Origin of the sequence: Siphonobacter aquaeclarae, from assembly GCF_900103285.1 — a bacterium.
Classification (GTDB): domain Bacteria; phylum Bacteroidota; class Bacteroidia; order Cytophagales; family Spirosomataceae; genus Siphonobacter; species Siphonobacter aquaeclarae.
This window is the reverse complement of sequence record NZ_FNGS01000009.1, coordinates 51,013-77,818: the sequence shown is the minus strand read 5'-3', so window position 1 is coordinate 77,818 and position 26,806 is coordinate 51,013. Positions and strand designations below refer to the sequence as shown.

Annotated in this window: 14 protein-coding genes; 5 read left to right on the top strand and 9 right to left on the bottom strand. The window is 54.1% G+C overall.

All coding sequences use genetic code 11. The annotated features are described in order from the left end of the window. Window positions 1-40: 40 nt before the first annotated feature. The 8 genes from BLR09_RS21115 to BLR09_RS21080 form a co-directional block, all read right to left on the bottom strand. The gene (locus BLR09_RS21115; RefSeq protein ID WP_093207649.1) at window positions 41-1,315 is read right to left on the bottom strand and encodes a hypothetical protein; all 1,275 of its coding nucleotides are present in this window, start codon (window positions 1,313-1,315) and stop codon (window positions 41-43) included. Window positions 1,316-1,377: 62 nt separating this feature from the next. Beyond that, on the bottom strand, window positions 1,378-4,938 hold the full coding sequence (locus BLR09_RS21110) for a cell division protein FtsA (protein WP_093207648.1): 3,561 nt from the start codon (window positions 4,936-4,938) through the stop codon (window positions 1,378-1,380). A gap of 37 nt (window positions 4,939-4,975) precedes the next feature. Then, on the bottom strand, window positions 4,976-6,511 hold the full coding sequence (locus tag BLR09_RS21105) for a hypothetical protein (RefSeq protein WP_093207646.1): 1,536 nt from the start codon (window positions 6,509-6,511) through the stop codon (window positions 4,976-4,978). A 91-nt stretch (window positions 6,512-6,602) separates the two neighbouring features. Next, window positions 6,603-7,028: a hypothetical protein gene (locus BLR09_RS21100; protein ID WP_093207645.1), complete on the bottom strand. Its 426-nt coding sequence runs from the start codon at window positions 7,026-7,028 to the stop codon at window positions 6,603-6,605. 58 nt (window positions 7,029-7,086) lie between these two features. Then, window positions 7,087-8,445 (bottom strand): hypothetical protein, encoded by a 1,359-nt coding sequence (locus BLR09_RS21095; protein WP_143011176.1) that lies wholly within the window; start codon window positions 8,443-8,445, stop codon window positions 7,087-7,089. A gap of 277 nt (window positions 8,446-8,722) precedes the next feature. After that, on the bottom strand, window positions 8,723-11,071 hold the full coding sequence (locus BLR09_RS21090; protein WP_093207642.1) for a TonB-dependent receptor: 2,349 nt from the start codon (window positions 11,069-11,071) through the stop codon (window positions 8,723-8,725). A gap of 86 nt (window positions 11,072-11,157) precedes the next feature. Continuing rightward, entirely contained in the window at window positions 11,158-13,566 is a 2,409-nt protein-coding gene (locus BLR09_RS21085) for a TonB-dependent receptor (protein WP_093207640.1), read from the bottom strand. 109 nt (window positions 13,567-13,675) lie between these two features. Next, window positions 13,676-16,027, bottom strand: a complete 2,352-nt coding sequence (locus BLR09_RS21080) for a TonB-dependent siderophore receptor (protein WP_093207639.1) — start codon at window positions 16,025-16,027, stop codon at window positions 13,676-13,678. Between the two features lie 451 nt (window positions 16,028-16,478). On the opposite strand from BLR09_RS21080, the gene BLR09_RS21075 reads away from it, so the two are divergent. The 3 genes from BLR09_RS21075 (at window position 16,479) to mraY (ending at window position 19,099) form a co-directional block, all read left to right on the top strand. Beyond that, window positions 16,479-16,808, top strand: a complete 330-nt coding sequence (locus BLR09_RS21075; RefSeq protein ID WP_093207637.1) for a hypothetical protein — start codon at window positions 16,479-16,481, stop codon at window positions 16,806-16,808. Window positions 16,809-17,204: 396 nt separating this feature from the next. Further along, window positions 17,205-17,729: a ferritin gene (locus BLR09_RS21070; protein WP_093207635.1), complete on the top strand. Its 525-nt coding sequence runs from the start codon at window positions 17,205-17,207 to the stop codon at window positions 17,727-17,729. A 137-nt stretch (window positions 17,730-17,866) separates the two neighbouring features. Beyond that, a complete protein-coding gene (gene mraY / locus BLR09_RS21065) occupies window positions 17,867-19,099 on the top strand; it encodes a phospho-N-acetylmuramoyl-pentapeptide-transferase (protein ID WP_093207633.1) in 1,233 nt (410 codons plus the stop codon). 57 nt (window positions 19,100-19,156) lie between these two features. Here the strand turns inward: mraY and BLR09_RS21060 are convergent, their stop codons facing one another. Continuing rightward, window positions 19,157-21,961, bottom strand: a complete 2,805-nt coding sequence (locus tag BLR09_RS21060) for a hypothetical protein (RefSeq protein ID WP_093207631.1) — start codon at window positions 21,959-21,961, stop codon at window positions 19,157-19,159. A gap of 273 nt (window positions 21,962-22,234) precedes the next feature. Between BLR09_RS21060 and BLR09_RS21055 the strand changes: the two genes are divergently transcribed. After that, window positions 22,235-25,255 carry a SusC/RagA family TonB-linked outer membrane protein gene (locus tag BLR09_RS21055; protein ID WP_093207630.1) on the top strand — a complete coding sequence of 1,007 codons (3,021 nt, stop codon included), beginning with the start codon at window positions 22,235-22,237 and terminating at the stop codon, window positions 25,253-25,255. A 12-nt stretch (window positions 25,256-25,267) separates the two neighbouring features. Further along, window positions 25,268-26,788: a RagB/SusD family nutrient uptake outer membrane protein gene (locus tag BLR09_RS21050; RefSeq protein ID WP_093207628.1), complete on the top strand. Its 1,521-nt coding sequence runs from the start codon at window positions 25,268-25,270 to the stop codon at window positions 26,786-26,788. Window positions 26,789-26,806 lie beyond the last annotated feature (18 nt).

Sequence of the window (26,806 nt, the reverse complement as noted above, 5' to 3'; positions counted from 1 at the left end):
GAAATCCTTCGCATCAGCTGCCGGAACAGCGCCGGGGAAGTTATCCCTCAAAGCGGATAATCGCCTTATGCTGGAGCTCCCAGCGGTCGGCGTCGATGTTCGTTTTCAGGAGCCGGCCCTTCGCAATGGTAAGGATATGCCGCGCACCGTACTGAATGCCGCCGCCGTAGTCGCACACGGGATCGAGGAACGTTTCAGGATAACGGAGCGCTTCGCTGACCAGAATCGGATCATTCACAAATTCAAACTCTGCCTCAAACGGCGAGATCTGCACCACCCGGTACAGGGATTGCGACGGGTCGAAGCGGCTCGCCCGGAGATCCCGGAAGGAACCGTCCTTATTGGGCGTCGACAGGTAAAATTCTGCCGGTTCTTCCGGAGCGGGTTCTTCGGCCGGTTGCTCTTCTGTAACCGGTTCGGGCGTTGCAGCGGGAGGAGGCTCCGGCGCGGCGACAGGAGCGGCCGGAATCAATGACGGCGCCTCCTGCTGTGCCTCGGTCAGCTGGGTCTGTAGCGATTCAATCTGTTGAGTGTATTGTTTTTTGTCGGCTTCCCACCGGGCCTGGTGTTCTTTCAATACCCGCTGATGATCGGCAATTGCTTTCTCATATTCCTTGATTTTCGCGATCAGCTGCGGAACCTGCTTCTGAAGCTCCGCCAGTGGTATCGCCGAAGACGCCGGCGTCGGCGGAATCGGCAGTACCGCCAGTTTCGCCTCGGCAGCTTCGCGCTGTTTCTTTTCTCCGACATACAAAAAACCCAGGGCTCCTGCCGCGACGATTCCCAGCCCGGACAATACCCACCAGAACCAGGGGGAGCTTCTGGTGTCCTTCGTCACCGGCACAGCTGTATCCAGCGCGGCATTGGCAGCGGTGTCGGGAACGGCCTGCGTGGCATCCTCTGTCACAGAATCGCTTTCCATATCCGCCGGAACACCGGCCAGCTCTTCCCGGAGATGCCCGACATAGCTACCCAGCGCCTGCCGGGTCTGAAGGATCGATACCTGCTTGCCCGTCTTCTCATCCCTTTCCTTCAGATCTTCGATGTCTTTGAGAATTTTCTTCAGACGGGCCTGATCGTCTTTCGAGAGGTTCTTTTTCAGGTAAGGTTCCACCTGGCGAAGCAGGCCGGCTACTTTGGGCAGGTCCTTTCTTCCCTTGAAAAAATCAGCCATTTTCTGGTGGAAAACGGCATAGGTTACTTTTTCCGAACCATCGGCCGACTGGAAGGTCGCCTGTTTGCTACCGAGGTTGTTCTGTGCCGCAGCGATCAGTACGCTGAACATCGCGGCAAAAAAGAAGAGGATCCGCTTCATGTCCTGTTGAGGGGTGGAAAAGGGGGCGCCAACGCGGCGCCCCGTTCGGGTATCTACGGGACTCAGCCGTTGGCGGCTTCCCACGCGAGCTGATTGAGTGCGCCGAGCAGCGGATAGAAGAAAAGGGATTCTTCGATCGGGCTGTTGAGGTTATCAAGGCCTTCCCGTCGCATTTCCCAGCCGCTGTATACATTTTGCAGGAGATTCCGGAGGAGGATGTCCTTGTACTGCTCCAGCCGCCCTTCGTTCACACCGAATTTTCCGCTGAAGGAGAATTCGAGGCCGAAAAGCATATCCACAAACTTCTTCACTTCGTCGGCTACGCCCTGCAGCACTTCGCTGTCTATCTTCTGGTAGGTATCGCCGCGTACGACGAGGCGATCTTCCGTCGTGCCCCACAATACGGTCTTGATCTTGTCCATTTTGGCTTCGAGCGTACCGTCGTCCTCCCTTGCAAAATTGAGGCCGGGCATTTTCAGGCCGCCTTTACAGGTCGATTCTTTCGGGGAATTGCGCTCCCGGACGATATCGAGGCCGTCGGCATGGTACGGCTCGCCATACACATCCTCGAAAATCAGCTTGGCCAGGTCAGCCAGGGCAACGTTCCGCGGCGTCAGGATATCCAGCACCTTCGAGCCGGTACCGCTGAAAGCGATGTACCGCGGGAACTGCTTGCCGTTTGCCTTCATCAGCCGCGCCACGTGGTAGATCAGCGCTGTGTAAAACACCAGCGGGACGATCTTCATGTCGGCGTCGTTGGCGAGGCGGTCGTTGAAATCGTAGGCGGCTTTTTCAGCAAGGTCTTTGTTATTCTTGAGGGAAAAGTAGAAGGCAACAATGTCTTCGGAGTGATTACCTGACTGTATCGCTTCGTAAGCTGTATTCAACTTTCCGAAATTTGTTTTCAGGTGATGCTCAACTTCCTCATGGTACTTTTTGTAATAACCATTCCTCGCTCTTGCGCCGTCCAGCGTAAACCCGTCGCCGAAAATGGCATTTGCGGCAAACCTTACTGAAGTCAGCAACGAAGGCTCATTATTTTCAAAAATAACTATATCCGAGGTTCCTCCTCCAATATCAATTAATGCTGCCGGATACAGATTAGACGTGATGGGCTGACTGCTACTTCCTCCTCGACTATACCAGTAAAAAGGTGCGATACTTTCGGGAACTTTCCGCGGAACACGCTCCCTACTGATGGTTTCCGAAAAGAGCTTATTCCACAATCCTTCGAAGTAGTTCCGTTGGTTCTCAACCATGCTTAAGGGATAAAACCAAAGCAGCTCAGTTTTGGATAAGTCACCTCCATTCAGCAAAACTTTGTTACGGATAAGCAGCAAAAGTGACTGCAAGAAACCTTCGATGCGTTTTTGCGCTTTTACGTTTTTACTAAAATCAGACCATTTCAGGTTTGTTGATATGGTATAATCCGAAAGGGATGTCTTTTCATACAAAAACCCAATATTGAAATCACCAAAACCAAATAAATTTTCTCCTGAAAAACTGGGCCTGTTTTCAATCAATGCAGTGCGTTGAGGAAACTTACAGAGATACGTCTCACCCAATCGCTCCGGCATCAGTTCCAGCGGCACCAATTCAGAAATAAAAGATGCCTTGGTATTATTGAATCCTTTGTCCTGCTCCGCAAACGCAGGGTCATACAAAGTCGCAATCTGTACATCGGTGTCAATCGTAAACGGTTTAGGCTGACGATCTTCCGATGTAAGAAACTCAACGTGCGTGTTTGTCGTCCCGAAGTCTACTGCAAATGTGAATACAGTATCTTTCATCTCACGAATTTCAAACTTCGGCAAGATGACACCTCTATGTCCGGCGACTTCGACAACTATTCGCTCAAAGTCTGCTTCTAAGACGTGGACTTCTGATTTCGCTCCGCTGTTAATGGCCTTCTGGCTCCGTGGCCGGACCCGGTTCGCCGGAACGGGTATGACGTCGTTTTTCGCGTCGAAGAAACTGAGCTTGTACTCGTTTTTGAAGCTGTGAGCGGCCACATCCCGGTCTACCAGGTGCACGCGGTACATGGGTTTGAAGTCGGAGTATGCCGGCCGTTTCACCTGTACAAACGGAAAAACCGTGAGTCCGAACTGGTGCTCGGCGATTACCCCTTCGTTTTTCTCTTCACTCGGCGTCTTCGTTGGGTCGTCGTAATACATCCGGGAGAGCTTCAGGGAGCGCCCGGTCGGGACAACCTTCTGCACGGAAGCATCCCAGCGACCGAGGGGTATCTGGAGCGTCACCCGGACCGACCCGCCCGCCCGTTCTTCCATCTGGATATTCACTTCTCCACCCCGGATCAGGTCCTGTGCCGAGAAGAAGGTGAAGAAATCGGGCTTCAGCGGGAGCAGGTAGCTCTTCTGAACGTTTTTCAGTCCCCCGTCAAAATACCGCTGGGAATGAATGGGATACACCAGCCGGATCAGGTATGGCTCCAGGAAATCGCTGGTGGTGAGGTAGGGATAATAATCCGCCTGACCCGGTAGCTGGCGCTGGTTTTGCCGCCAGTCTTCCGGGACATAATGCTTCACGTCGATCGTATCCTTCCACGGAATACGGGTATACGGAATCGGCTCGAAGAAGTCCTTCGACAGGATCATCGGCGCCGGTTTGCCCTGGTAGCGGGGCCGGCGGGCGCCGGTTTCATCCGTTTCCTCGGTCGGGCTGATGAGGAAGTGACTCAGGCCCTGGATGACTTCCGGTCCGGAGGCCACTTTCCGCATTTTGAAGGCAGGGCCGCCGTTGCCGGCGATAAACTCAACGGTCTGGTTGGTATCGAATTCCAGTTCCGGGAAATCGGCGTTCCAGGCTTCTTCCCGCAGGTTCTGGCCGTTCGCGCCAATGCGCTGCCAGAACTCGTAGTTTTTGCTGTGCAGGATTTCGAGGCTGCGGCTGAGGTATTCCGATACTTCCGGAAACAGCTCCCGGAAACCCGGCATAAACCGCTTGAGCCCGTGCCAGAATACCTGGTATTCGATGTCTCTGTCGTGCAGCGGCACCGGGTTATTCCGGTCGAACACCCGATGGTTGCCGAAGGTGATATTGACGAAGCCGAGGTCGTTGGGCGCGGTAAAAAAGAGCGTCGCCGGCGAGGTCCCGCCGATCACGCCCGTTCCTTCCCGGCTTTGGTAATGCAGGATGAATATCTTCCGGAGGCCGTTGAAATTGTAGCTGCCGGAATCTTCGCGGAGGTACAGGTCGATCGCACTACCCAGACGCTGGTGGTTGCGTGAGCCGTTTTTCAGTGTGCGGAGTGCTTGTTCACGGTCCCAGGTAATGATACGGACCGGTCCGCGCGGCGATTTGAACTTGTCGTAATTGTAAAAAATCTCCCCGACATCGAAGCAGGCGGAAACCATCCGCTCGTCGTTGGCGGAGCCGCGCAGGTCCCCGCGGAGAATCAGATTCCGGAAAGCGGACTTCACCAGATCAAACCGGGCAAAGGGACTCGGAATCGACGTAGGATCCTTTTCAGTATCCCCCTTCGCCTTGTCCTCGATGGCTTCGATCAGATCGGTATTATACGGTTGGGAAACAAACCAGTGGCCGTCTACCGAAGCGGAGCGGTCGTGCAGGGTCAGTTCCCGTTTCAATGACTGATCAGACATGGTACTTGCGTTTCGTTGGTTGACAATACGGCCGTTTTCAGGCAATCAGCTGGGGGTATTCTTTCCGGAGGAACTGCGCCGTACAGGAATCCATGAGCTGGAGGAACTTGTCTTCCGGAGTCACGTATGTTTTCCCTTTGGATTCGGCATTGAGGTACTCGTCGAATTCCCCTTTGTTCATTTCAATTTCCACGTCGACCGTCTTGCCGAAGAGGTTCTTTTTTGTTCGCTCAAAACCAGGAACAAACTTGCCGAGGTCTTCTGTAGCCAGGTTAAACGGCCGGAAGGTACGTTTGTTGAAGATATTCCGGTCGTGGTCGTTCATCTCGGTGAGCCACAGGCGGAAGCCTTCGTTGAAGTCGTGCAGGTTCCGGTAAAACTTCGTCTGCCGGAAATCCGGGCCGATTTTCGGGGCTTCCTTGCTCGACCACGGCGCGCTGTTGCTACCCAGGATACCGTCCCGCTCGATGCGCGTTTTGAGGTATTGGCTGAGCAACGCCATTTGGGCGAGCGGTCCGCCGACAACCTGTCGTGTTTTATCCACAAAATCCGCCAGGGAAAGCCGGGGATTATTGGTATTCAGGCCAAATTCAGAGTAGCGGGGATTACGGGCTACTACCTGCCCGTTGCGCAGTTCGCATTCAAACTCGCCGGCATGTTCGCAGAAATCGACGACCGACAACGCCGCCACCATTTCGACATAGTGGGCGTCGTTTTGCTGACCTGCTGATCCGGGATCGTACTCATACGGGCTCCGGAAGCTCTCAGCCAGGTAGTAGAGGGCATTCAGCTTGGGGTATTCCCGGCTGGAAAGGCTGTTCTGGTAGTACCCGAGTGCGGCTTTGGTTTTGGAGATAAAGGTCGCATTATCGATTACCTTATCCTGTACCGAAGCGGAGTACACATCGAAATACGGCTGCACGGAAATAGCGCCGATACGCGCCTCACGTACGTCCTTGGCGTCCGACCCGCCGTATCCGCGGATGTTTTTCAGGATAATCGGGAAACCGGCGGCGCCTGTTCCCCCGAAAATAGAACTGACAATGAATACCTTGTCTTCCTTTTTGAAGGTACTGACGAAGGCTTTGAACTCCTCCGATTCCTCGAACTGGTTCAGTACCACGGATCCGATATTCGGGTTTCCGACGAAGCCGATATCCATTTTCGTGGCGAGCTGTTCTTTGGAGAAAAGCAGCCCTGCCAGCGCCTGGTTGGCTTCGTCGAGGGAGTCATAGCCGATGTAGTTTTCGTATTTCTCATCGCTGACTCCCTTGAGTTCGTATTGAAAGGAATCCGAGATGGAGGCGCTGGGCAGCTGCCGTTTCAGCGTCTGAATATCGGTTCCGAAAAGGCCTGACGAAGGCGGTGTCTGCAAAGACGAGCGGACGTTCTGGTAATAGCTCAGCAACTCCCGCGTCCGCTTGAGATCCTTGTTTTCGGCATGCGGGTCCATCAGAATCGGAATCACCTGCGTGGTGTTCCGGAGCTTGACACCCGACGCCAGCAGATACGTCAGGGATTTGACTACCCGCGCACCCGTCCCGCCGATGGCGAAGAGAAAGAGTCGTGACATACAGTGGTAAGTTTGCGGTTTGCGGTTTTCTGTTTACAGTTCAGGGAGCCGACCGGCCAACTGAAAACCGTCAACAGAAAACCGAAAACACCTAAAACGGAATCTTCCGGTTATTCGTACTCAAATTCTTAATGATCAGGGAGACGACGAAGAAGACCAGCGCCGAGAGGAGCAGCATTTCGAAGCCGAAGCCGAAGAAAACACTACCGCCCTGATCGAAGTAGCGGCCGAGTTCGGGGTGGCCTTTCTTCCGGGGTATTTCCTGCGCCGCTTTCTGGTTACAGGTCACAATCGTGATGATCATCACCAGCACCGAGCAGGCCGCCAGCATACTGCTCCATACCGAAAACTTGGCATAGCGGACCTTGTTCAGTCCGAAGTAGAAAATAGCAGCTCCGATGAGGGGAATACCTTTCATCATCAGCGTCAGCGGAGTGAGGAGAGTCTCATCGTAGAGGTCGTCAATGAGGGAGCGCTCGGCAAAAAGCGCATAAAAATCATAGAGAAGGTTTTCCATATCGTAGATGGAGAGAATGAGGTAACGGTTTTTCGGGCGGGGACGAATCCCCTGATTATCAATCCTGCAGGTATACCGTCACGGCAAAATACGTGTCAGCTTTCTGCGGGTTATAGGCTTTTTCAATGCCGCGGGTGAAGTTGAGCAAGCCGAAAGTCGATCCGGCAAAATCCCCGGAGCGGGTATCGGTGTCGTCTTCGGTTGTCGTCCGGGCGATCCAGTCCGGCGGGAACCGGCGCTTCAGCCGCAGCGTAATTTCCCGTTTCCCGCCGCCCTGAGGCTCAGCGGTATTCAGCAGAAATTTGTGGGTATACCCTTCGGGGCCTTTCTCGGCGATGATTTTCTGGATACGGAACCCTTCGTCCGACTCGAGTACATACGATTTCGGATTGGTTTTATATGCTTCCGGCAGGTAAAAACCACCGAGGTCTACGCCCAGTACAATCGTCAGGCCCTTTGTTTTCCGGTCGGCATCGATGCTCTCCAGCGTATGTACGGCGGCTTTGTCGTTCTTGCGCTCCTGGTGGCTTTGTTCAAAGCTCCCGGCCTGGTCGGCATCTTTCAGCAGGACGGTATAAAACGGAACGTTGTCTGCCGCGCTGGTAAAGTAGTGAAACGACTCAAAACCCGGCAGTTCTTCAAACCGGCGGAGGGATTCGAATTTCTCTTCCGACAGCAGCGCCTTCATCGTGGCGTTGGTCGCCAGGAGGGCAATGTAGTATGGTCGCGAGCCGGCATAGGCTTTGCCGCCGCCGTGATGCGGGTAATAGGTACCTTTGAATTCGCCGGTGAGTTGCAGCAGCAGCAGGGATTTGCCTTTGGCCTGGGGCGCGAAGGTCGTCTGCATCAGGGTTTCAACATCTGCGAGGATTTTGGCGGACGACTGCGCGGAGGTCGACGGCGTCGAATAAATCAGATCGGAAAACAATACCCCGACATCTCCTTCCTTCAAATCGGAAAGAATCGTCTTGAAAATCAGGCTAAAATCCGTGTTTTTCGAATCACCTTTTCCCCGAGCGAGGCTGAAGACGTCCGGCTTTTCCACCAGTTCCTGAAAACTCACGCCGAGCGGATATACATTGTCATTGACCGCAAACAGCTCCGTTGAACCTCCCTTTTCTGTTTCAAACGCTGTGAGCAATTGTTGCAGCGAGGCATTGAACTCGCCTTTGCTGCCGGGCGCGTCATACGGAAACATGCTTCCGCTGGCTTCCAGGTACAGCTTGGCGCGAAGGGATTTGGGGGCGGCGGCAGACGGCCCGGCAGCGGCCGTACCCGCGGCAGGTTCCTGCGAGGCAGCCGGCGGATCAGTCTCTTCTTTGCCGTGATTACCCCGGCGACCACCTCCTCCACAGGAAGAGAGTACAGCGGCGGCGACAAAGGTGTAAAGGAAGGTCCGGAACGATAAAGCGATCATGGAATAAGCGTCAAATACAGGTTCGTGAAACGACCTCAGATGTGAGAACGACGCGAACTTGTTCCGAATTTCATCAATCTTCAACAGAATTGATAGCTAAAAGGAAGATTTCGGGGGTGAGTGATCCAAATCCGGGTTGAGTATGCTTTTTCTGGGACGAATCACCGGTTTTCGCGGGACGAAAATCAACGCAGGTTTCGAATTAAATACCAAACAAAAATCCCTGCCGGTATCCGGCAGGGATTCTCTTTCTCTTCCGGATACCTCCGGACCCGGCTTATAACTTATAGCTCAGGCTGGCAATAAACTGGCGGAGCGGCTGGGGATCGTAGTTGAGCCCCCAGTATTTCTGCCCCGTGAAATTGTTGAGCTTAATACCAAGCCGCCATTTGGGCTGATCGTAGAAAGCTGTCGCATCGAATTTGGTGTAAGACGGGATCGTCAGCGCACCCGACTCGTTGTTCGGATAGCAGGCGCTGACGTAGTTTCCGCCGATCCCCAGGCCAATGCCCTTCACGGCGCCGGTCTGGAAGCGGTAGCTCGCCCAGAAATTGGCCATATCCGCCGGCAGACCCGACCCCTGCCCTTCGTTGACAGCGCTGGATTTGGTGTACTTGTAGGCGTTGTGGCCATACCCCGCCACGAGATTCAGGCCGGGAACCGGGTTCGCGACAATGTCCAGTTCGATACCCTTGCTTTCCTGCGTACCGTCCTGGATCTGAAAGCCCGGCCGTGTCGGGTCAACCCGCACGGCGTTGCTCAGGTTGATTGTATAGTAGCTGACGGTTGCGGCCAGGCGGCGACCGAAGGTTTCCGCCTTCGCCCCTACTTCCCATTGATTCCCGTACTGCGGTTTGGGACTGAAAACCGACTGGTCCGGTTGCGTAATCGGTGCGACGTTCTGGAAGCCGTTCATGTAGTTCGCAAAAACGGAAAGCTGGTCCTTGATCGGCTGGTACACCACGCCAAACTTCGGCGAAACCGCCGTTTGCTGGTACACGCCGGAAGCCGCAGGCGTCTGCCCGTTGACCGAAGTACCCTGGTTGTCCAGTTTTTCGACCCGTACAGAAGCCATCGCCATGAGTTTGTCGGTGATATTCAGCACATCGGAGATATAGACGCTGTACCGGTTTTGTTTTGCCAGCGAGGTAGACATCGTCGCATTCGCGGCGAGTTGCTCTACTTTCGCCATCGAAATCGGGGTAATCGGCTTCCGGATATTAATCACATCATAGGCAATCGTCCCGAGCGATTGCGTCAGCGCCACATAGCCATAAGCGTCAAACCCGATCACGACACGGTTGCGCAGCGCACCCAGCCGGATATCGCCCGTAACATTTTGCTGAAACTGAGACGAACGCGTATAGCTGCTCCGACCGGTGGAGAGGTTCCGGGCAATGGTACTGTCGCTCGTCCATGTCGCCGGCCAGATGTAGTTTACGTTGTTGAAATCCACATTCCCGTAAGCATACTGCGTGGTCGAAACCCAGTTCCGGGAAATCTTGTAGTCGGCTTTAATGAACACATTCTGCGATCCCATTTTGAGAAGGGGATCGTTGCTGTTGATCGACTGGGTATAGCCAATCGGGGCGTTTTTGATGTTTTTGAAGGTAACGTTGGCGAAGGAATTGGCGGGCATCGTCGACCGCTCCGTCTTGTAAAATTCCGCATCAACTAAAAACGACAACCGGTCGTTGACTTTGAACGAAAAACTCGGCGCCACGGCATAGCTCCGCTGAAAGCCGAAGTTCTGGAAACTACGCTCGCTATGGGCAGCCGCATTGACGCGCAGCAGGGCTGATTTATCGTCGTTCAGCGGGGTATTGACGTCGACGGCAAGGCGGCTGAGGCCCCATTTTCCACCGGTATAGCTCACTTCTCCGCCAAAGGTTTCGTAGGGTTTCTTGGTAACGAGATTCGAAAGTCCCCCGAACGAAATCAGGCTCGAACCGAACAGCGTGCCGGAGGGGCCTTTGTACACTTCCACTTTTTCCACATTTACCGGATCAATACCGGCGTACTGCTGGGAAGCCATGCCGTTGCGAACCTGACTCGTCACCCAAAATCCGCGGAGAATGAGGTAGGTAACGCCGTTGTTGACGCCGCCGAAGCCGACACCGGCGCCGGGTACGTTGCGGAGCATGTTTTTATAGTCGACAGCCAGTTGCTCCTGTGCCAGCTCCTTCGTCACAACGTTGTATACCTGCGGGTTTTCCAGGTTTTTGATCGGAAGACGGGCGGCATATTCACTCTCCCGTTGTCCGAAACGGTTCGTGCCGGTAACGGTCACTTCCTGAAGGGTCTGGTGGTCTTCGTTGAGTTGAATGGTTTCGACGGTCGTCGTTTGCCCCTCAGCTACCTGTACCGGAATTTCGCGGCTTTCGTACCCGACAATACGAACCACCAGTACCTGCGCCCCTGAAGGGACGTTGCGCAGCGTCCAGTGGCCGTTTTCGTCCGTCAGTGCACCGGCGCGGGTATTTTTCAGGACAACGCTGACAAAGGCGGCCGGCTTCCGGTCCAGCGTCAGAATAGTCCCCTGCAGCACATTTTTGCTGCGCGTCTGGGCGTAGGCGAGGCATCCTGCCAGTTGCAGCAGGACGAAGATCCATAGTCGTCGGTTCATCAGGATATGGGTGAGATCGTGAAGGATAATAAACAGGTAATCAATAAATTACCCGGGCTCCGTTGCCGAAACCCGGGTATACAATATCAATAGCGGAAGATCACGCTGGCAGCTATACTGCGGGGCTTCTGGGGCTCGACTGTCGTCCATCCTTTCCAGTAGAGCTGGTTGGTAAAGTTGTCGGCCTTGAGGGCGAACCGAAGCGACGGCGTGTCATAAAAGGCCGTCGCATTCAGCACGGTATAGGCCGGAACGATAAACTGACCCGTCGCGGCTGAGTTGGTGATGATGTTTTCACCGGCATAGTTTCCACCGATACCAAAACCCAGGCCCTTGAGCGAACCGGCGACGGGCGCATAGCTGATCCAGAGGTTGGCGAGATCGGCAGGGCCCGAACCGACCGTCCGCCGGCCGATAGAACCGGCATCGGTTTTTTCGTTTTTACTGTCATTGTGCGCATACCCGGCGATCAGGTTGAGGCCTGGTACGGGATGCGCCGCCAGTTCGAACTCGATACCTTTGCTCGACATGTTTCCGTCCTGAATCGTGAAACCAACGCGCTCGGGATCAGGCCGGGTAATGTCGCTGACATAGATATCGTAATAGCTCACGCTTCCGGTCAGTTTTCCGTCAAAAAGCTCACCCTTCACACCGGCCTCGAACTGGTTGGCCTGCTGGGGTTTGAATACGGCGACGGAGCCGTCCGGCTGCGTTCCGTTGCCTACGTTCTTGAACCCGTTCATGTAGTTCGCGAAGACAGAAAGACGGTCTTTCATGACCTGATATACCAGGCCAAACTTGGGCGAAACGGCGTTTTGGGTATATGCGCCGGTCGTAGCTCCGGTCCGGATGTTGTAGGTACCCTTATTGTCAAACCGGTCGAACCGCACGCTCAGCATCGCCAGCAACTGGTCCGTGACATTGATAACGTCGGAGACATAGGCACTATAGGTATGCGATTCAGCAGTGTTTTTAGTCGGAGCCGTTACCTGCGCCAGCTTCGCTTCTACTGCCGGGCGGGTCAGTTGGGAGTACCGGACATCATTGAGACGCACACTATTAACATTATCAAACAGAATATAGGACGAATAGGTACGCGCTTTGGTACCGAGGTAATCAAGACCGGCGACTACCCGGTTCCGGACCGATCCGATGCGGAAATCGCCGATGAAATTCTGCTGGAGAGACGTCGTCGTCGTCGTCGCGTTCTGATCGCCTACATACCGGCTCAGCAGGGTATCGTTTGCCGGTTTGACCGCGTCCAGAAACATTACATAGGAGTATAGACCCACCGACTTGCGGACGCTGGAAGAGACGTTTGTCTGCGACGTCCATTTGTCAGAAAGTTTATAGCTCACCTGTCCGTACAGGTTGGTAGTAGGCGTGCTGACGGTAATGTCATCAGAGGTAAACGAGCGGTTCCAGTTGATTCCCAGCTCTTTCGGCGTTTTGGCGATCAGCGTCCGGGAGCGGTTGAGGAAGACCATCAGCGGGTTGGTGGCCTTTGAAGTGAATACTTCCGCGTTGAGGTGTACCGTCAGGCGGTCGCTGGCCTTGAAGAGCAGCGACGGCGCGATAAATCCGGTGCGTTTGAAGCCGGCGTCCTGGAAGCTGTTTTCGGTATGAAGCGCGCCGTTTACCCGGAAAAAGACTTTGTCCGAAAGCGGAGTATTGACGTCTGCCGTGAGCCGGTTCAGGCCATAGGAGCCGGTCGTGTAGGAAAATTCTCCCTTGCTGACTTCGTGCGGTTTCTTCGTCACGAGGTTGATCAGACCTCCGAAATTGACCAGGCTGCTGCCAAAAAGCGTTCCGGAGGGGCCTTTGATTACTTCCACCCGTTCGATATTGGCGGGGTCCAGACCGCCGTTCGACAGACCGGCTACCCCGTTGATCATACTGGGCTGAATCGAAAACCCGCGCATGGTGAAGTACGCGGCGCCGTCGCCACCCCGGCCGGTTGAGGTCCAGAGTTTATCCACACCCGGTACGTTTTTGAGGGCGTCGTCGAAGTTGGTGACAACCTGTTCTTTCAGCAGTTCGGATGAAACTGTCGAATAAATCTGCGGGTTTTCCAGGTTTTTGATCGGAATCCGGGCGACGTAATCGCTTTCCTGCTTGTCGTACCGGCCTTTCCCGCGAATGGTTACCTCATTCAGTGTTTTTTCATCTTCTTTCAGGCGAACGATATCTGCCTGATTCACGCCGGTTTTTACGTCTATTGCTACCTCCACGGCCTCATACCCTACCACGCTGATCAGGAGGATTTGCGGGCCGGTGGGTACGTTTTTCAGCTGGTAATTACCGGATTCCATCGTCAGGCCACCGATGGCGGTTCCTTTGACGAGGACGGAAACGAAAGGCGCAGGACGGTTGTCACTCGTCAGTACCTGCCCCCTTACCTGCCCTTTTTGCTGGGCAAAGGCATTCATCGAAAAGAGCAGTAGAAAACCCAGCAGGATGCGGAGCGCCGGGCGGCGGGAATATTCGTCAGACATCTGTTTTGTGGTTAAGAAAGCGACTGTTTCAGGTGCGGGTTGGCATGCGACATCCGGGAGGAAGGGCGAAACCGCCCCTCCTCAGCCGGGAATCGGGAAAAGGAACAGATCAGAACCGCTGGATCAGGCCGAGGCGCAGGTTGCGCGGCGCTTCTGCCTGCCAGTAATAGTAGGCGCCGTAAGAGGCTCCGGTATAGAGGTATTTATTGGCAATGTTGAAGACGTTGAGTGTCAGGCGGGTTTTGCCGTTTTCCCAGAAAGCGCCTCCGTCAATACGGGTATAATCCGGCAGGGGCATTTGTCCGGTAGCGCCCGGCCAGCTCCAGGTGGTCCGGTCAACCTGGTAGTTGATCCCCGCCGAGATGCCGAGGCCTTTCAGTACGCCTTTTTGCAGCTTGTAGTTCAGCCAGGCATTGCCGTTGTGTTTCGCATAACCGGGCACCTTGTTACCGATTTCCGATTCGGTCGTCGATTTCGTGATTTTCGAATCGGTCAGGGCGTAGTTGGCGACCAGCGTCAGGCCGGGAACGATTTCTCCACGGAGATCGAATTCAATTCCTTCCGTTTTCGTCTGGCCAAATTGAACGACGTACGATTCTCCGGCACCGTTACTTGGATCCGGAACAGTCTGGTTGTTCTTAATAATCCGGTAAACCGTCAATGACGTCATCCACTTGCCGCCAAACCAGTTGCGTTTGATACCGGCTTCGAGGTTGTCGCCGGTCATCGGAACGATCGATTTGCCATCCCGGCGAAGCCCGCTTTGCGGTACAAACGTCTGATCGAACAGGGCATACACGGCGGTGTTATCGTTGATCGAATAACTCAGACCGACCCGGGGCGTGAAACGCTTCGCGGAGGTAACGGTATTGTAATCGTTGTTGCGGGCGTCGGTATAGCGACCGGCCAGTGTCAGGCGCAGGCGGTTATCAAAGAAACCCAGCTCGTCCTGCAGGTATAAACCGGTATACGACTGGCTGACAATCCCGTAGAGACCGGCGCGCTCGCGGAGCCCTTTACTGCGGTCGAATGAAGGGAATCCATTCGCCGGCATGCCATATACCGGGTGGTGAATATTGAACGATCCGGTGGTATCCAGCGCATGGGCCTGGTTCCAGTCGGCCATGTATTCTTTGCTGCCCAGGTCCAGTCCGCCAAGGATACGGTGGCGGACAACGCCCGTTTTAATATCGCCGTTGACAAATACCTGACCGAATTTCTGCACGTTCGACGCATCCCAGATACTGACACTGCGGATGATCGATCCGTCGGGATTGACGGCGTTCGGCCACATCGAAGACCCCTGCTGCTTGTAATCGAAGTACGAAAGCTGAGCGGTAAGTTTCCAGTTATCAGAAAGTTGATGCTGGAACTGCAGGTTCAGGTTGTGGTCGTGGATGGTTGTCGGGTCCAGACCCGGTTCCATCAATGTAAAATCGCGGGGCAGCGTCGCATATCCTTTTGTATCAAAGACGTAGTAGCTGCCGACGTTCGACATCCGGGCGAACTGGTAAATGTATTCCGCTGTCAGTGTGGATTTATCGCTCAGTTTATAAGTCAGCACCGGTGCGATGCTGAAGCGGTTGTTGTATTCGTTTGCCCGGAAGGAGTTTTTCGACTGACCCATGGTATTGACGCGGTAGAGCAGCCGGTCGTTGATTTTTCCGTCGAGGTCGAGCGTCGCCCGGTAAAAATCAAAGCTGCCGAGCATCAACCCTACTTCACCTCTGGTTTCGCCGGTCGGGCGTTTGGTTACGACGTTATAGATACCGCTCGGATCTCCGTTGGACATCATGAAGCCGGCAGGGCCTTTGACAAATTCAATGCGTTCGACGAAGCTCATGTCTTCCGTCAGCGGCCCCCACGGCGATGTCACGTTGACACCATTCCGGAAAGCAGCAACCCGGTCACCCCGCGCATGTACGTTGGTGTACATATCGCCCCAGTGTTCGAGGCGGGTAGCGCCGCTCACGTTGCGGATGACGCCGTCACTCATGCTCGTAACCTGCTGATCTGCCAGCATTTTACTGCTCAGGAGCTGTACGTTCTGGGGAAGTTCAAGGATGGGAGTTGCCAGACGGAGCGAAGGAGACACTTCGCCTTCGTTGTATTTGCCGGCTCCGGCAAGAACGAGCACTTCCTGAAGCTGATTGGCATTTTCTGCGAGGAAGATATCCGGAACGTTCGTAACCTGTCCGGATTGGACCTGAATGGACTGTTCCTTTGTTTCGAGCCCGACGAGGGAGACACGCAGGGTATAGGTACCGCTTTTGACGTTTTTGATTTCAAATCGTCCGGAAGCATCAGAAAGCGTTCCGAAGCGGGTGCCGAGGATATTGATGTTGACGTATTCGGCGGCTTTGCCGTCGACCGTAGTAATCTTTCCACGGACGATACCTGTTTGTGCCATCAAACTGGTGCTGCCGACCAGAAGGGCAGCCAGTAGGGTAAAGAACCTCATTGCAAATTAATTTAGACCAATTCTAATTTGATGCAAAACTGAGGTCTGAAATCTGCTTGTGCAAGATTTTATTTAGTTTTTTTCTAAATAAGCTGTCCGGTTATCCGGTTCAGAACGAGGATGTTAGCTCTGCGGTATCATTGTCTTTCTTTTCTTCAATTTCATCCTGTTATCATCCTGTTTATTATCAAAAGGGGCATAAAAAGAGCCTTCGTACGACGAAGGCTCTTTCTGAACTAACAACGAGCAAAAAAACGATGGAGTGTTAAAAGATGCTGTCCCCTTTATCTTCTGTCCATCTTGACGACACAAAGGAAGTGAGTTATTTAGATTTATTCCAAATAATAGAGAAAATAATTTTTACTTGTTCTAAATAACTTGTTTTAAAAGCCCTCTTGGTGCTATCTTTGTGACGAGAGAGTTAACGTTTTCAAGTAACCGGTCGATTACTGTGTACGAATTGTATAAAACCCCGAAAGGCACTACCTACCAATGTGATGTGACCAATCGGATCGTGCTGGACTTCGCAGGTCAGATTTCGGCATTTCGTTATTCGGATTTCGTGGCATTTCGCCGACGCGTGGAGCATGTAAACCTCCATGAGATGATTTTCAATCTCGGCGACGAGTTTGATGTGGAAGTCATTGAAGCCCCGAAAGCGGACCGGACGTTTGTTCTTACCCTTTGTGACCTCGTTCAACTCCGGGAGCTTCTTTCCGGCACCCAGTTTACCCTGAATCTCAATTCCATGCTGCACGAGACGCTTTATAGCTATGCGTGAGGCAGTTAATGAGGTGGCTATAGGCGATAAGCTATAGGCTTTAGGCCCGGTTGCGGCGGGACCTGCCCCGCTCTTATTTAGTATCTTCCTTTTCATTTCTTCCCCGGAAGCCGCTGACGCCTAATTACTTGTCTGTGAAGCACAGCCGCTTTCCCATAGCTTAGTGCTTACAGCCTATCGCTTATAGCCTGCAGCTTTTCCTGCCCTCCCAATCCCCTCCCTTATTTATTCTTGTTACAAGATTCTTTCTAAATTTCTCTTTTTCAGCGGGTTAGTATTTCAACGTGTCCGGTGGCATACTACTTTTGTTTCACAGTCAGACGAAGAAGAGTCCATCAAGGCACTGACAACGAGCATTTTTTTGATCTATCGCATTCATAACATACTCAGTCACCAATGAAAGATCTGCAACGCCTTCGTACCTCCCTCAAAGAGGAAGTGGAAATAGCCCTCAACGCTCAGGTGAAAATGGAAGCCGAAGCTTCTTCCAAATACCTGGCGATGGCCTCCTGGTGTGATCGCAACGGATACCGCCACTCAGCCGACTATTTCTACAAGCAGTCAGACGAGGAGCGCGGTCATATGCTGAAGATTTTCCACTACCTGGCCGATCAGGGCGCAACTGCTTACGCTCCTGAAATCGGAGCAGTTGCACAGGATTACGCCTCCTTCCGGGAAGTATTCGAAACCGCTCTTCAGAGTGAAATCAATGTAACCAACGCCATCAACCGGATCGTTGGCCTCTGCCGGAAAATTGACGACTACGCGACGGAGAGTTTCCTCCAGTGGTTCGTACAGGAACAAATTGAAGAAGAACAAAACGCACGCCGGGCGGTCGAACTCTTCGACGTCATTGGAGAAGCCGGAACCGGCCGTTTCCAGATCGACAAGGAGATTGCCAAAATCAACGGCGCAGAATAGGCATCTGTTACTCCCCCATTTGCGAAAGCCCGCCCACCGGCGGGCTTTTCTCTTTTTCCAGTATTTTGCCGAGGATTTGCACCTTTCCTGTCCTTTTGATGAACTTAGCAGTCGCATTGTGATACCTAATCCCCGGCATGCTCTACTATCTCTTCGACTACCTGGATAAAGCCTTCAACATCCCCGGTGCGGGAGTTTTTCAATACCTGACCTTCCGGGCTGCCGCTGCAACGGTTACTTCGCTCATTATCGGAATTCTGTTCGGGAAACGGATCATCTGGTTCCTCCAACGCCTGCAAATCGGCGAAACCGTCCGCGATCTCGGCCTCGAAGGCCAGATGCAGAAGAAAGGTACTCCTACCATGGGCGGGTTTATTATTCTCCTGGCGCTGGTTGTTCCGGTACTGCTGTTTGCCCGCCTCAACAATACCTACATCATACTGTTGCTGATTTCGACAATATGGACTTCGCTCATCGGGTTTGTGGACGACTACATCAAGGTCTTCCGGAAAAACAAGGAAGGTCTCCCCGGACGGTTCAAGATTGTCGGGCAGGTAGGTCTCGGGCTTCTCGTGGGCCTGACGATGCACTTTTCCCCCGATATTAAAATCCGGGTATACGAAGACGCGAAAATCAATACCCCCGGCGGTTTTGAAGACGTACGCCGGTTTACCGATACCAAGTCATTCCTGACGAACGTTCCCTTCTTTAAAAACAACGAGATCGATTATTCACAGATACTCCCGGATTCCATCCTGCCCGACGACTACACCTGGATTCTGTATACCGTCATCGTTATTTTCATCATTACCTTCATTTCAAACGGCGCGAATATTACCGACGGAATCGATGGCCTCGCGGCGGGTTCTTCCACCATCATCGGACTTACGCTGGGTATTCTGGCTTACCTTTCGGGTAACAAGGTTTTCTCCCAGTACCTGAATATCTACTACATTCCGTATTCCGGCGAGCTGGTCGTCTTTTGCGGCGCCTTTATCGGAGCCTGTATCGGGTTTTTATGGTACAATACGTATCCGGCTCAGGTTTTCATGGGCGACACGGGCAGTCTGATGCTGGGCGGCGTCATCGCGACGCTCGCGATCGTCCTCCGGAAAGAGCTCCTCATTCCTGTTCTCTGCGGCATCTTCGTGATCGAAAATATGTCCGTAATTCTGCAGGTGGGTTATTTCAAATACCAGAAGAAACGACGCGGCCTGGAGTATGCGCAGTCTCACAGGCTTTTCAAAATGTCGCCTCTTCACCACCACTACCAGAAATCGAATATCCCTGAGCCGAAAATCGTGATGCGCTTCCTCATCGTAGGCATCATTTTCGCGGTATTCACGCTGGTAACACTCAAGCTGAGGTAGCAAAGGGCATGGGGTGGATACTCGCCCCATGCCCTCTGCCCCATGCCTCATGCGCCATCACATCTTCATCAGAAATTCATTCAGGTTCTGTTCCGTAGCCAGTTCCAGCTTGCCGCGCAGGCGGTAGCGTTTTAACTCCACGCTTCGGACGGTGATGTTGAGCAATTGTGCGATTTCCTTGCTCGACAGGTTCATGCGCAGGTAGGCCGCCAGTTTGAGGTCGCCCGGCGTGAGGTTCGGAAACATCTCCAGCAGCTTTTTGAAGAAGTGATCGTGAACATCGTTGAAATTGGCCTCAAACAGCTCCCAGCTGTGTTCGTCGGCGAGGTTGCGGTCTATCAGTTGTACCAGTGTCCGGTACTGCTGGGCGCCGCGGTCGGTCCCCATTTCTTTCCGCAGTTTTTCGAGCTCCTGCTTGAGCGTTTCGAGTAATTCGTTTTTGTGCAGGAGGTTCATGGCGGAGTTCGCCAGCTCTTCCGATTTCCGGTGTACATCCTTCCGCAGCTGTTCGTTTCGCAGTTCTACGAGTACCTGGGCATTGCGGCGCTGCTCCTCGTCGAGTTCGGCCTGCATTTTCTGACGGATGCGGTTCTGGTGAGTCTGAATCCGGCGTCGGTACAACCGGTACACCAGATACAAAAGCCCGATAAGCAATAAGGTATAGATCAGCTGACTCCAGGTATTCCAGTACCAGGGCGGATGTATCCGGAACGGCAACACGGTTTCATCCCGGGAAGAAGCCGACCGGAGGTGCAGGACATAGTCGCCGGGTGGCAGCGCCGAAAACTTGAGGTAATCGTCTTCCCGCCAGGTTGACCACTGCTCCTTCCCGCTGCCTTCCAGCCAGTATTGCCAGGCAAAAATGACTTCGTACTGGGTAGAACTGATCCGGAAACTGAGGTCGTTCTGCCAGTGCCGGAGCGCGAGATTGGGTAACGGCTGGCGTGGATACAGCTCCATTTCGAGCTGATCGGTCCGGATTTCGCGTATGTCAGGACGGGTAAAGGGCATATCTTCCCGCTTCCGGAGGTACGAAACAGGCAGTACCGAAAAACCATCGTCCCGGCAGATGAGTACCTGCTCGTCGTCCAGCGGAACAATGTTCTCATACCCTTCCACCCATTGAATATGCCGCAGATTTACCTCCTGGACGGGCTGGTCGGGGCGATAGTAGCCCAATGCGCCGTTGTTTTTCAGTACGACATAGGACTGGTATCCAACCGGAAAGATATTCCGGATAGGCGCTTCTCCAAAGAGGGATACCGGGACGATTTTCCGGTTGCGTATCTCGTAGGAACGACCGCCGGCGCATAATATTCCCCGGCCCTCCATCGAGGTCAGGCTGGCATCCTGAAAACCGTCAATGGTGCGGACGGAAGTCAGTTTGGATACATCATCCGACAGGGTAATCTCCGCCAGACCGCCGTATTTCCGTTTGAGCCAGACCGATCCGTCGGCCAGTTCGGCGAGCTGGTGCGTCAGCGAGAAATCACCGGAAAGAACATGACTGAATTGCCAAGCGCCGTCGATCTTTTTATATACACATAAATGAGTATAGGTCCCTTGCAGCAGTACCCCGGGATGGCGGGTGAGCGGGATCAGGGCGAGGCCGCCGGTGACGGACGATATCTTTTGAAAGGTACCGTCCCGGATCAGAAAAGTCCCTTCGTTGTGACCACAGAAAAGCTCTCCATCGATCACGGCGAGGTCCCAGACCTGCCCCTGACTACCGGGAACGAGGCGAAAACCGGCATTCCGGTCTGCCAGCGGTACTTCGAAAACACCGTGATTGGTTCCGACGTATAATTTCCCACGGAAGACGGCCGCGTCGTATACCGTACCCAGCACGCCGTCCTGATCCTGGTAATAACGGAGCGGTAAACTCAGCAGGACGAGGTCTATTCCGCTGTCGTTGCCGGTCCAGACGTTGCCGTCGGCGTCGCGTCTGAGGGCGAGTACCGTATTGTTCTGAAGTCCTTTTTTCTGGTTGAGGTGGGTGAGAATGTTTCCGTTTTCATCCGTGAGAATCAGCCCGTTGAGGATCGATCCGAAAGCCAGGGTACGGTCATCGACCCGGATGGCCTTGTTGAGGTGGTAGGCAGAAAGAAACGACTCCGCTTCGGATTGCATGCGGGTGAACTGCTGTCCGTCGTATGTCAAAAGCAGGCGGTCGGTGCCGACGAGCAGCCGGTTGCCGCTCAGGGGCAGCAGGCAGCGGATACGCTCCTTCCCCAGAAACTCGCTCCCTTTGAGCAGCACAAACTTCTCTCCCACCCACTCAAAGAGTCCTTTGTCTATAAACTGGATCAGGAGGCGGTTGTTGACTTCATAGGCGAAGAAGACGTTGCCCGGCGTAGGTATCTGGGTGATTTTGTTGTTTTTGTACCGGAAAAGAAAAGCAAAGGAGTGAAAATAGACCGCATCCCGGACGGGCAGGATATTCCAGATTTCTTCGTTACGGAAACGTTTGTCCTGAATCTGCCCCGCGAGGGAATGGTAGCGCAATACGCCTTGGCTGTCGGCCTGCCAGAAACCAAACTCCTGAAGGGCCCCGGTGAATATCTTCCCGTCGGCCACCGCTACCGACCGCACAATCTGCCGGCGGGGTAAGGTATAAACCTGCCATTTACGGCCGTCGAATTCCAGCAATCCCTTCGAATTACCGGCGTACAGGAAGCGGGTTTTCGGATCCTGCACCAGGCTCCAGTTCTGGCGTTGAGCCTTGTAATCCGCCGGTGTAAAATGTACTACTTCGGGCAGGCACATCTTCCCCAGCGCACCTTGAAAGGCCAGGAGCGGCCCGGCGCTCAACAGCGCGACCAGGCCCGTCAGTAACGTCCGCTTCCAATCAGAGGTCTTCATCGCCTTTCAATCAATTTTTTCTCCCTTTTGTGCAAATATGTACGAATGATGTACCGCATGCAAGGCGCGGAGCACTTATGATGTGGTATTGATGTAGTGCTTTTTTAGGACATTCTTTTTCCGTTGCCGTACATTTGCTCTCGAAATAATACAATTACATTTTGATTTTTTCCTATTAGAAACACAAACGGACGGTCTTTCTTCCCAATCTGCCTGTAACAGCGCCTTTTTGAGCGCACGGCTTGTGTTCGAATCCTTTTCCATCCACAGAAGATGAATCAGATGTATCCCTTAACCCGATCAGTCAGCCGGAAGCTCAGTTTGCTGCTCCTGCTGACGCTCCTTTTCCACCTTGCACAGGCAGCTGACATCACGGTGACCGGAATCGTGCGCGACGCGTCGTCCGGTGATCCGGCGATCGGCGTCACTGTCAAAGTCAAAGGCACTTCCACCGGTACCATTACGGGGACGGACGGGCGGTTTTCCCTCCGGGCTCCCGACAATGGAACGCTGGTCTTTTCTTCCATCGGCTACGAATCCGTCGAAGTCCCGGTCAACGGGCAAACTTCCCTGACCGTCTCCATCAAACCCTCCGCGCAGGAACTTGCGCAGGTCGTGGTAGTAGGCTACGGCACGCAGCGGAAAGTGGACGTGACCGGCGCAACCGTCACCATCAAAGGGGAAGACCTCTTCAAGCAACCGGTCATGACAGCCACGCAGGCGATGCAGGGGAAAGTTGCCGGCGTGCAGATCATCAGCAGCGGGCAGCCGGGATCGTCGCCCGTCATCCGCGTCCGCGGAACGGGTACAGCGCTTGCCGGAACAGCCGCTTTGTTTGTGGTAGACGGTGTACTGACGGACGACATCGCCAACATCAACACAGCAGATATCGTCAATGTAGATGTACTGAAAGACGCGTCGGCAACGGCGATCTATGGTTCCCGGGGAGCGAACGGTGTTGTGATTATCACGACGAAAAAGGGCGCTGCCGGCAAGATGAGTATCAACTATACCGTCAACGCGGGGGTACGGAGCGCCGCCAATCTGGTGAAGATGGCTAACGCCGCCGAGTATGCCAATTACGTCAGCGCCGCCAGCGGCAACCTGGTGCAGCCGGGAACGGTGTCGACCGACTGGTATGGCCAAATACTCCGTCAGGGTTTCCAGCAAAACCACAATTTATCTATTTCCGGCGGGTCAGAGAAAGGTACCTACTTCCTCAGCCTGGGTTACCTGACCGATCAGGGAATCGTCATCGACAACCAGTACAAGCGCCTGACCCTGCGCAGCAACAACGAGTACAAGCTCTCGGAAAAGCTGAAAGCCGGCGTGACGGCTTCCTATTCCAACGGCGACAACCAGATCGCCAACCTCGGTTCGGCGTATAACAACGCCTACCGGGCCGCGCCGATTATTCCCGCGAAAGTCGGCGGACGGTATGGAAACACCTCCGTTTACCAGAATGTAGGCAATGCCGTTCTCGACATCGAGAATAACAACAACAATGTCAAAGACAACCGCCTCCAGGGCGCGGCGTACCTCGAATACAAGCCCGTCACCTGGCTGACCTTCCGGAGCAGCATGGGCGCCGACTGGATCAATACCAACGGCCGGGTGTACAACTATAAATTTGAGAATGATACCGTTACTTTCCTTTCACCGGGTGGAAACCAGCGGAATCCGAACAGTAACCTGTCTTTCAAAAACGAAAAGACCCTGCACTGGACCTGGGATAATACGGTGACGTTCAACCGGACGTTTGGCCGGCATACCATAACAGCGCTCGCCGGAACCACCGCCGAGCAGTTTACCTATACCTGGTTTACGGCTTTCCGCAAAGACGTACCCGCTGCGCCAAACCTGTGGTACATCGGAACCGGGAATGCGAATACGTCTACCAACGACGGAAATGGCGACAAGTGGTCCCGAAATTCCTACATCGGTCGTCTGAATTACAACTACGACGATACCTACCTGCTGACAGCTACGCTGCGGGCCGACGGCAGCTCGCGGTTTCCAAAGAATAACCGCTGGGGTTACTTCCCGTCGGTCGGGGTAGGCTGGGTCATCAGCAACGAAAACTTCCTGAAGGGCCAGAACCTCTTCCAGACGCTGAAGCTCCGTGCCAGCTGGGGTCGCGTCGGGAACGACCGGATTCCGTCTGATGCCTTCACCGTCACTGTTACGCCCAACCTCGCCTATCCTTTCGGCGGTGGTATTGCCACGCCGGGAAGCGCTGTCACGCAGATCAAAGATCCCAACCTGAAGTGGGAAACGACTGAAGAAACCGATTTCGCCGTGGAATTCAGCGCATTAAAAGGCCGGCTGACCGGGGAAATCGGGTATTACAACAAGAAAGCGTCCGACCTGCTGATCAACGTAAAAGTGCCGTCTGTTTCGGGTGATGGCGACGGGGTAGTACTCACCAACGCCGCTTCGATCCGCAACCAGGGGCTTGAAGTAATGCTGAACTGGCGGGGAAAAATCACGGAAGACCTTTCCTATCGCATCGGTGGTAACCTGACCCTCAACAAGAACTCGGTCATTGGCCTCAACGGCGGGCAGCCTATTCTCGACGGCGGAATCGGCGCTGCCCAGCAGTACACGACCCGCACGGACAACGGGCAGCCTGTTGGCAGCTTTTATGTCCTGAAAGTACTGGGAGTTTTCCAGACGGATGACGAGGTCGCAGCCTACAAAAATGCCCAGGGAACGGTCATTCAGCCGTCGGCATCGGCCGGGAGCTTCAAGTACCAGGATACCAACGGCGACGGCAAGATCGACGATAATGACCGGGTATTTGCCGGCGCTTATCAGCCCAAGGCGTATTTCGGCGTAAACGGCGGCATTACGTATAAATCGTTCGATCTCAGTTTTGATATCTACGGCAACGTTGGCAATCAGGTATACAACGGAAAGAAAGCCTTCCGTCAGGCGGTAACCGACAACGTGGAGCGTAGCATGGCTTACGGACGCTGGACACCGGGAAGCGGCATTCAGAATGAACCGGCAGCGAATGCCGGAAACCTCCCGGCCTCGACGTACTACCTCGAATCCGGCTCATTTGTCCGCCTCAACAACGTCACGCTGGGATATGCCCTGCCGGAGACGGTCCTCAAACGTCTCGGTATCTCCACGATCCGCGTGTTTGCCACGCTTCAGAACATTTACACCAATAAGAAATACAGCGGCTTCACGTCCGAGTTGCCCGGCGATCCGACCAAGTCGGGTATTGAGCTCAATGCTTATCCCACGACAAAAACCATCGCTTTCGGACTCAACCTCGGATTCTAACCCAGACGCATCATGAAATTCCTGCTATACACCGGAGCCGCTCTATTGGGCCTGGCTTCCTGTCAGAAAAGTTTCCTTGACGTGCCGGTACAGGGACAGGCTACCACGGCTACCGATCCGAACCTGGCCACCAACCTCGTCACCGGCGTGTACAATAGTTTGCTGAATGGCGAGGCCTTCGGCGGGTCGGGCGGCGATACCCACGGCCCCAGTTTCATCGCTGCTACGAGTATTATTTCCGACGACGCGGACAAAGGCAGTACACAGGGCGACCAGCCGGCTATGGGCGACATAGACAATTTCAGCCTTACGCCGACCAACAACTTCGTCGCCGCACTCTGGGACGGATACTACAGCGGTATTTCGCGGTCGAACCAGGCGCTGGCCGCGTTGCAAACGGCCTCTATCGATGCAAAAACGAAAAATCAGCTATCCGGCGAAGTACGCTTTATCCGGGCCTATTACTACTTCAATCTGGTACGGTTTTTCGGAAAAGTACCGAAGGTAGTGCGTGTACCGAAAGATGCGCAGGATGCCAATACCGATCCGAATTTCCAGACCCGGGCGCCGGTTGATACCATTTACAAGGTCATTACGGACGATTTGCAGTTTGCCATCAACAGCCTCGACCTGCGCTCCGCTTCCCAAACCGGCCATATCAACAAAGGCACTGCCCAGACGCTCCTGGCCAAGGTATACCTCTATCAGAAGAAGTGGAAAGAAGCCTATGACCTGACGCAGACCGTGATTTCTTCCGGGCAGTACAGCCTCGTTCCGGACTATTCCACGCTTTGGCGGCAGGTCGGCAACAACAGCGCCGAATCGATTTTCGAAATCCAGAGCGGGCAGTTTAACAATTCGGACATGGGTATCTCCGGCTACAGCATGTGGCAGGGACCGCGCGTAGGCGGTAAAGGCGGCTGGACGGATCTGGGTTTCGGTTTCTGTACGCCGACACCCGACCTGGTAGCTGCCTATGAACCCGGCGACGTCCGCAAGGCGGCGACCATCATCTTCATCGACAACAGCGGCAAATACACCGGTACGCGGCTGTTTGACGGCTTCCGGATTCCGAGCGCTGATTCCGTCCAGAACCTGTATTACAACTACAAGGCTTACCACAGCGAAAATCCCCAGGTGGAATCGTACCTCGGCAACCGCGGGCAGAAGCAGAAAAACGTCAAGATTCTGCGCTATGCCGAAGTACTGCTGATTCACGCAGAAGCGGCGAATGAGCTTGGACAGACGGCAACGGCCATCGCCGACCTCAATCAGGTGCGGACCCGGGCCAAGCTCGCAGCGACAACCGCCGCTGGCCAGGCCGACGTCCGTAACGCCATCTGGAAAGAACGGCGGGTGGAGCTGGCGATGGAGCACGATCGCTTCTTCGACCTCGTCCGGACGGGACGGGCAGCGCAGGTGATGAAGGCGGCGGGCAAGAATTTCGTCGCCGGAAAAAATGAACTTCTTCCGGTACCGAGCCTGCAGATTGCCCTGAGCGGCAACCGGCTCGACCAGAACAACGGCTATTAACCAATCCCCTTTTTTAAT

Coding starts and splice junctions, on each gene's coding strand:
- BLR09_RS21085 (WP_093207640.1), bottom strand. CDS start 13,566: ATGTCTGACGAATATTCCCGCCGCCCGGCGCTCCGCATCCTGCTGGGT.
- mraY (WP_093207633.1), top strand. CDS start 17,867: ATGCTCTACTATCTCTTCGACTACCTGGATAAAGCCTTCAACATCCCC.
- BLR09_RS21100 (WP_093207645.1), bottom strand. CDS start 7,028: ATGGAAAACCTTCTCTATGATTTTTATGCGCTTTTTGCCGAGCGCTCC.
- BLR09_RS21050 (WP_093207628.1), top strand. CDS start 25,268: ATGAAATTCCTGCTATACACCGGAGCCGCTCTATTGGGCCTGGCTTCC.
- BLR09_RS21060 (WP_093207631.1), bottom strand. CDS start 21,961: ATGAAGACCTCTGATTGGAAGCGGACGTTACTGACGGGCCTGGTCGCG.
- BLR09_RS21115 (WP_093207649.1), bottom strand. CDS start 1,315: ATGAAGCGGATCCTCTTCTTTTTTGCCGCGATGTTCAGCGTACTGATC.
- BLR09_RS21095 (WP_143011176.1), bottom strand. CDS start 8,445: ATGATCGCTTTATCGTTCCGGACCTTCCTTTACACCTTTGTCGCCGCC.
- BLR09_RS21070 (WP_093207635.1), top strand. CDS start 17,205: ATGAAAGATCTGCAACGCCTTCGTACCTCCCTCAAAGAGGAAGTGGAA.
- BLR09_RS21080 (WP_093207639.1), bottom strand. CDS start 16,027: ATGAGGTTCTTTACCCTACTGGCTGCCCTTCTGGTCGGCAGCACCAGT.
- BLR09_RS21055 (WP_093207630.1), top strand. CDS start 22,235: ATGAATCAGATGTATCCCTTAACCCGATCAGTCAGCCGGAAGCTCAGT.
- BLR09_RS21090 (WP_093207642.1), bottom strand. CDS start 11,071: ATGAACCGACGACTATGGATCTTCGTCCTGCTGCAACTGGCAGGATGC.
- BLR09_RS21110 (WP_093207648.1), bottom strand. CDS start 4,938: ATGTCTGATCAGTCATTGAAACGGGAACTGACCCTGCACGACCGCTCC.
- BLR09_RS21105 (WP_093207646.1), bottom strand. CDS start 6,511: ATGTCACGACTCTTTCTCTTCGCCATCGGCGGGACGGGTGCGCGGGTA.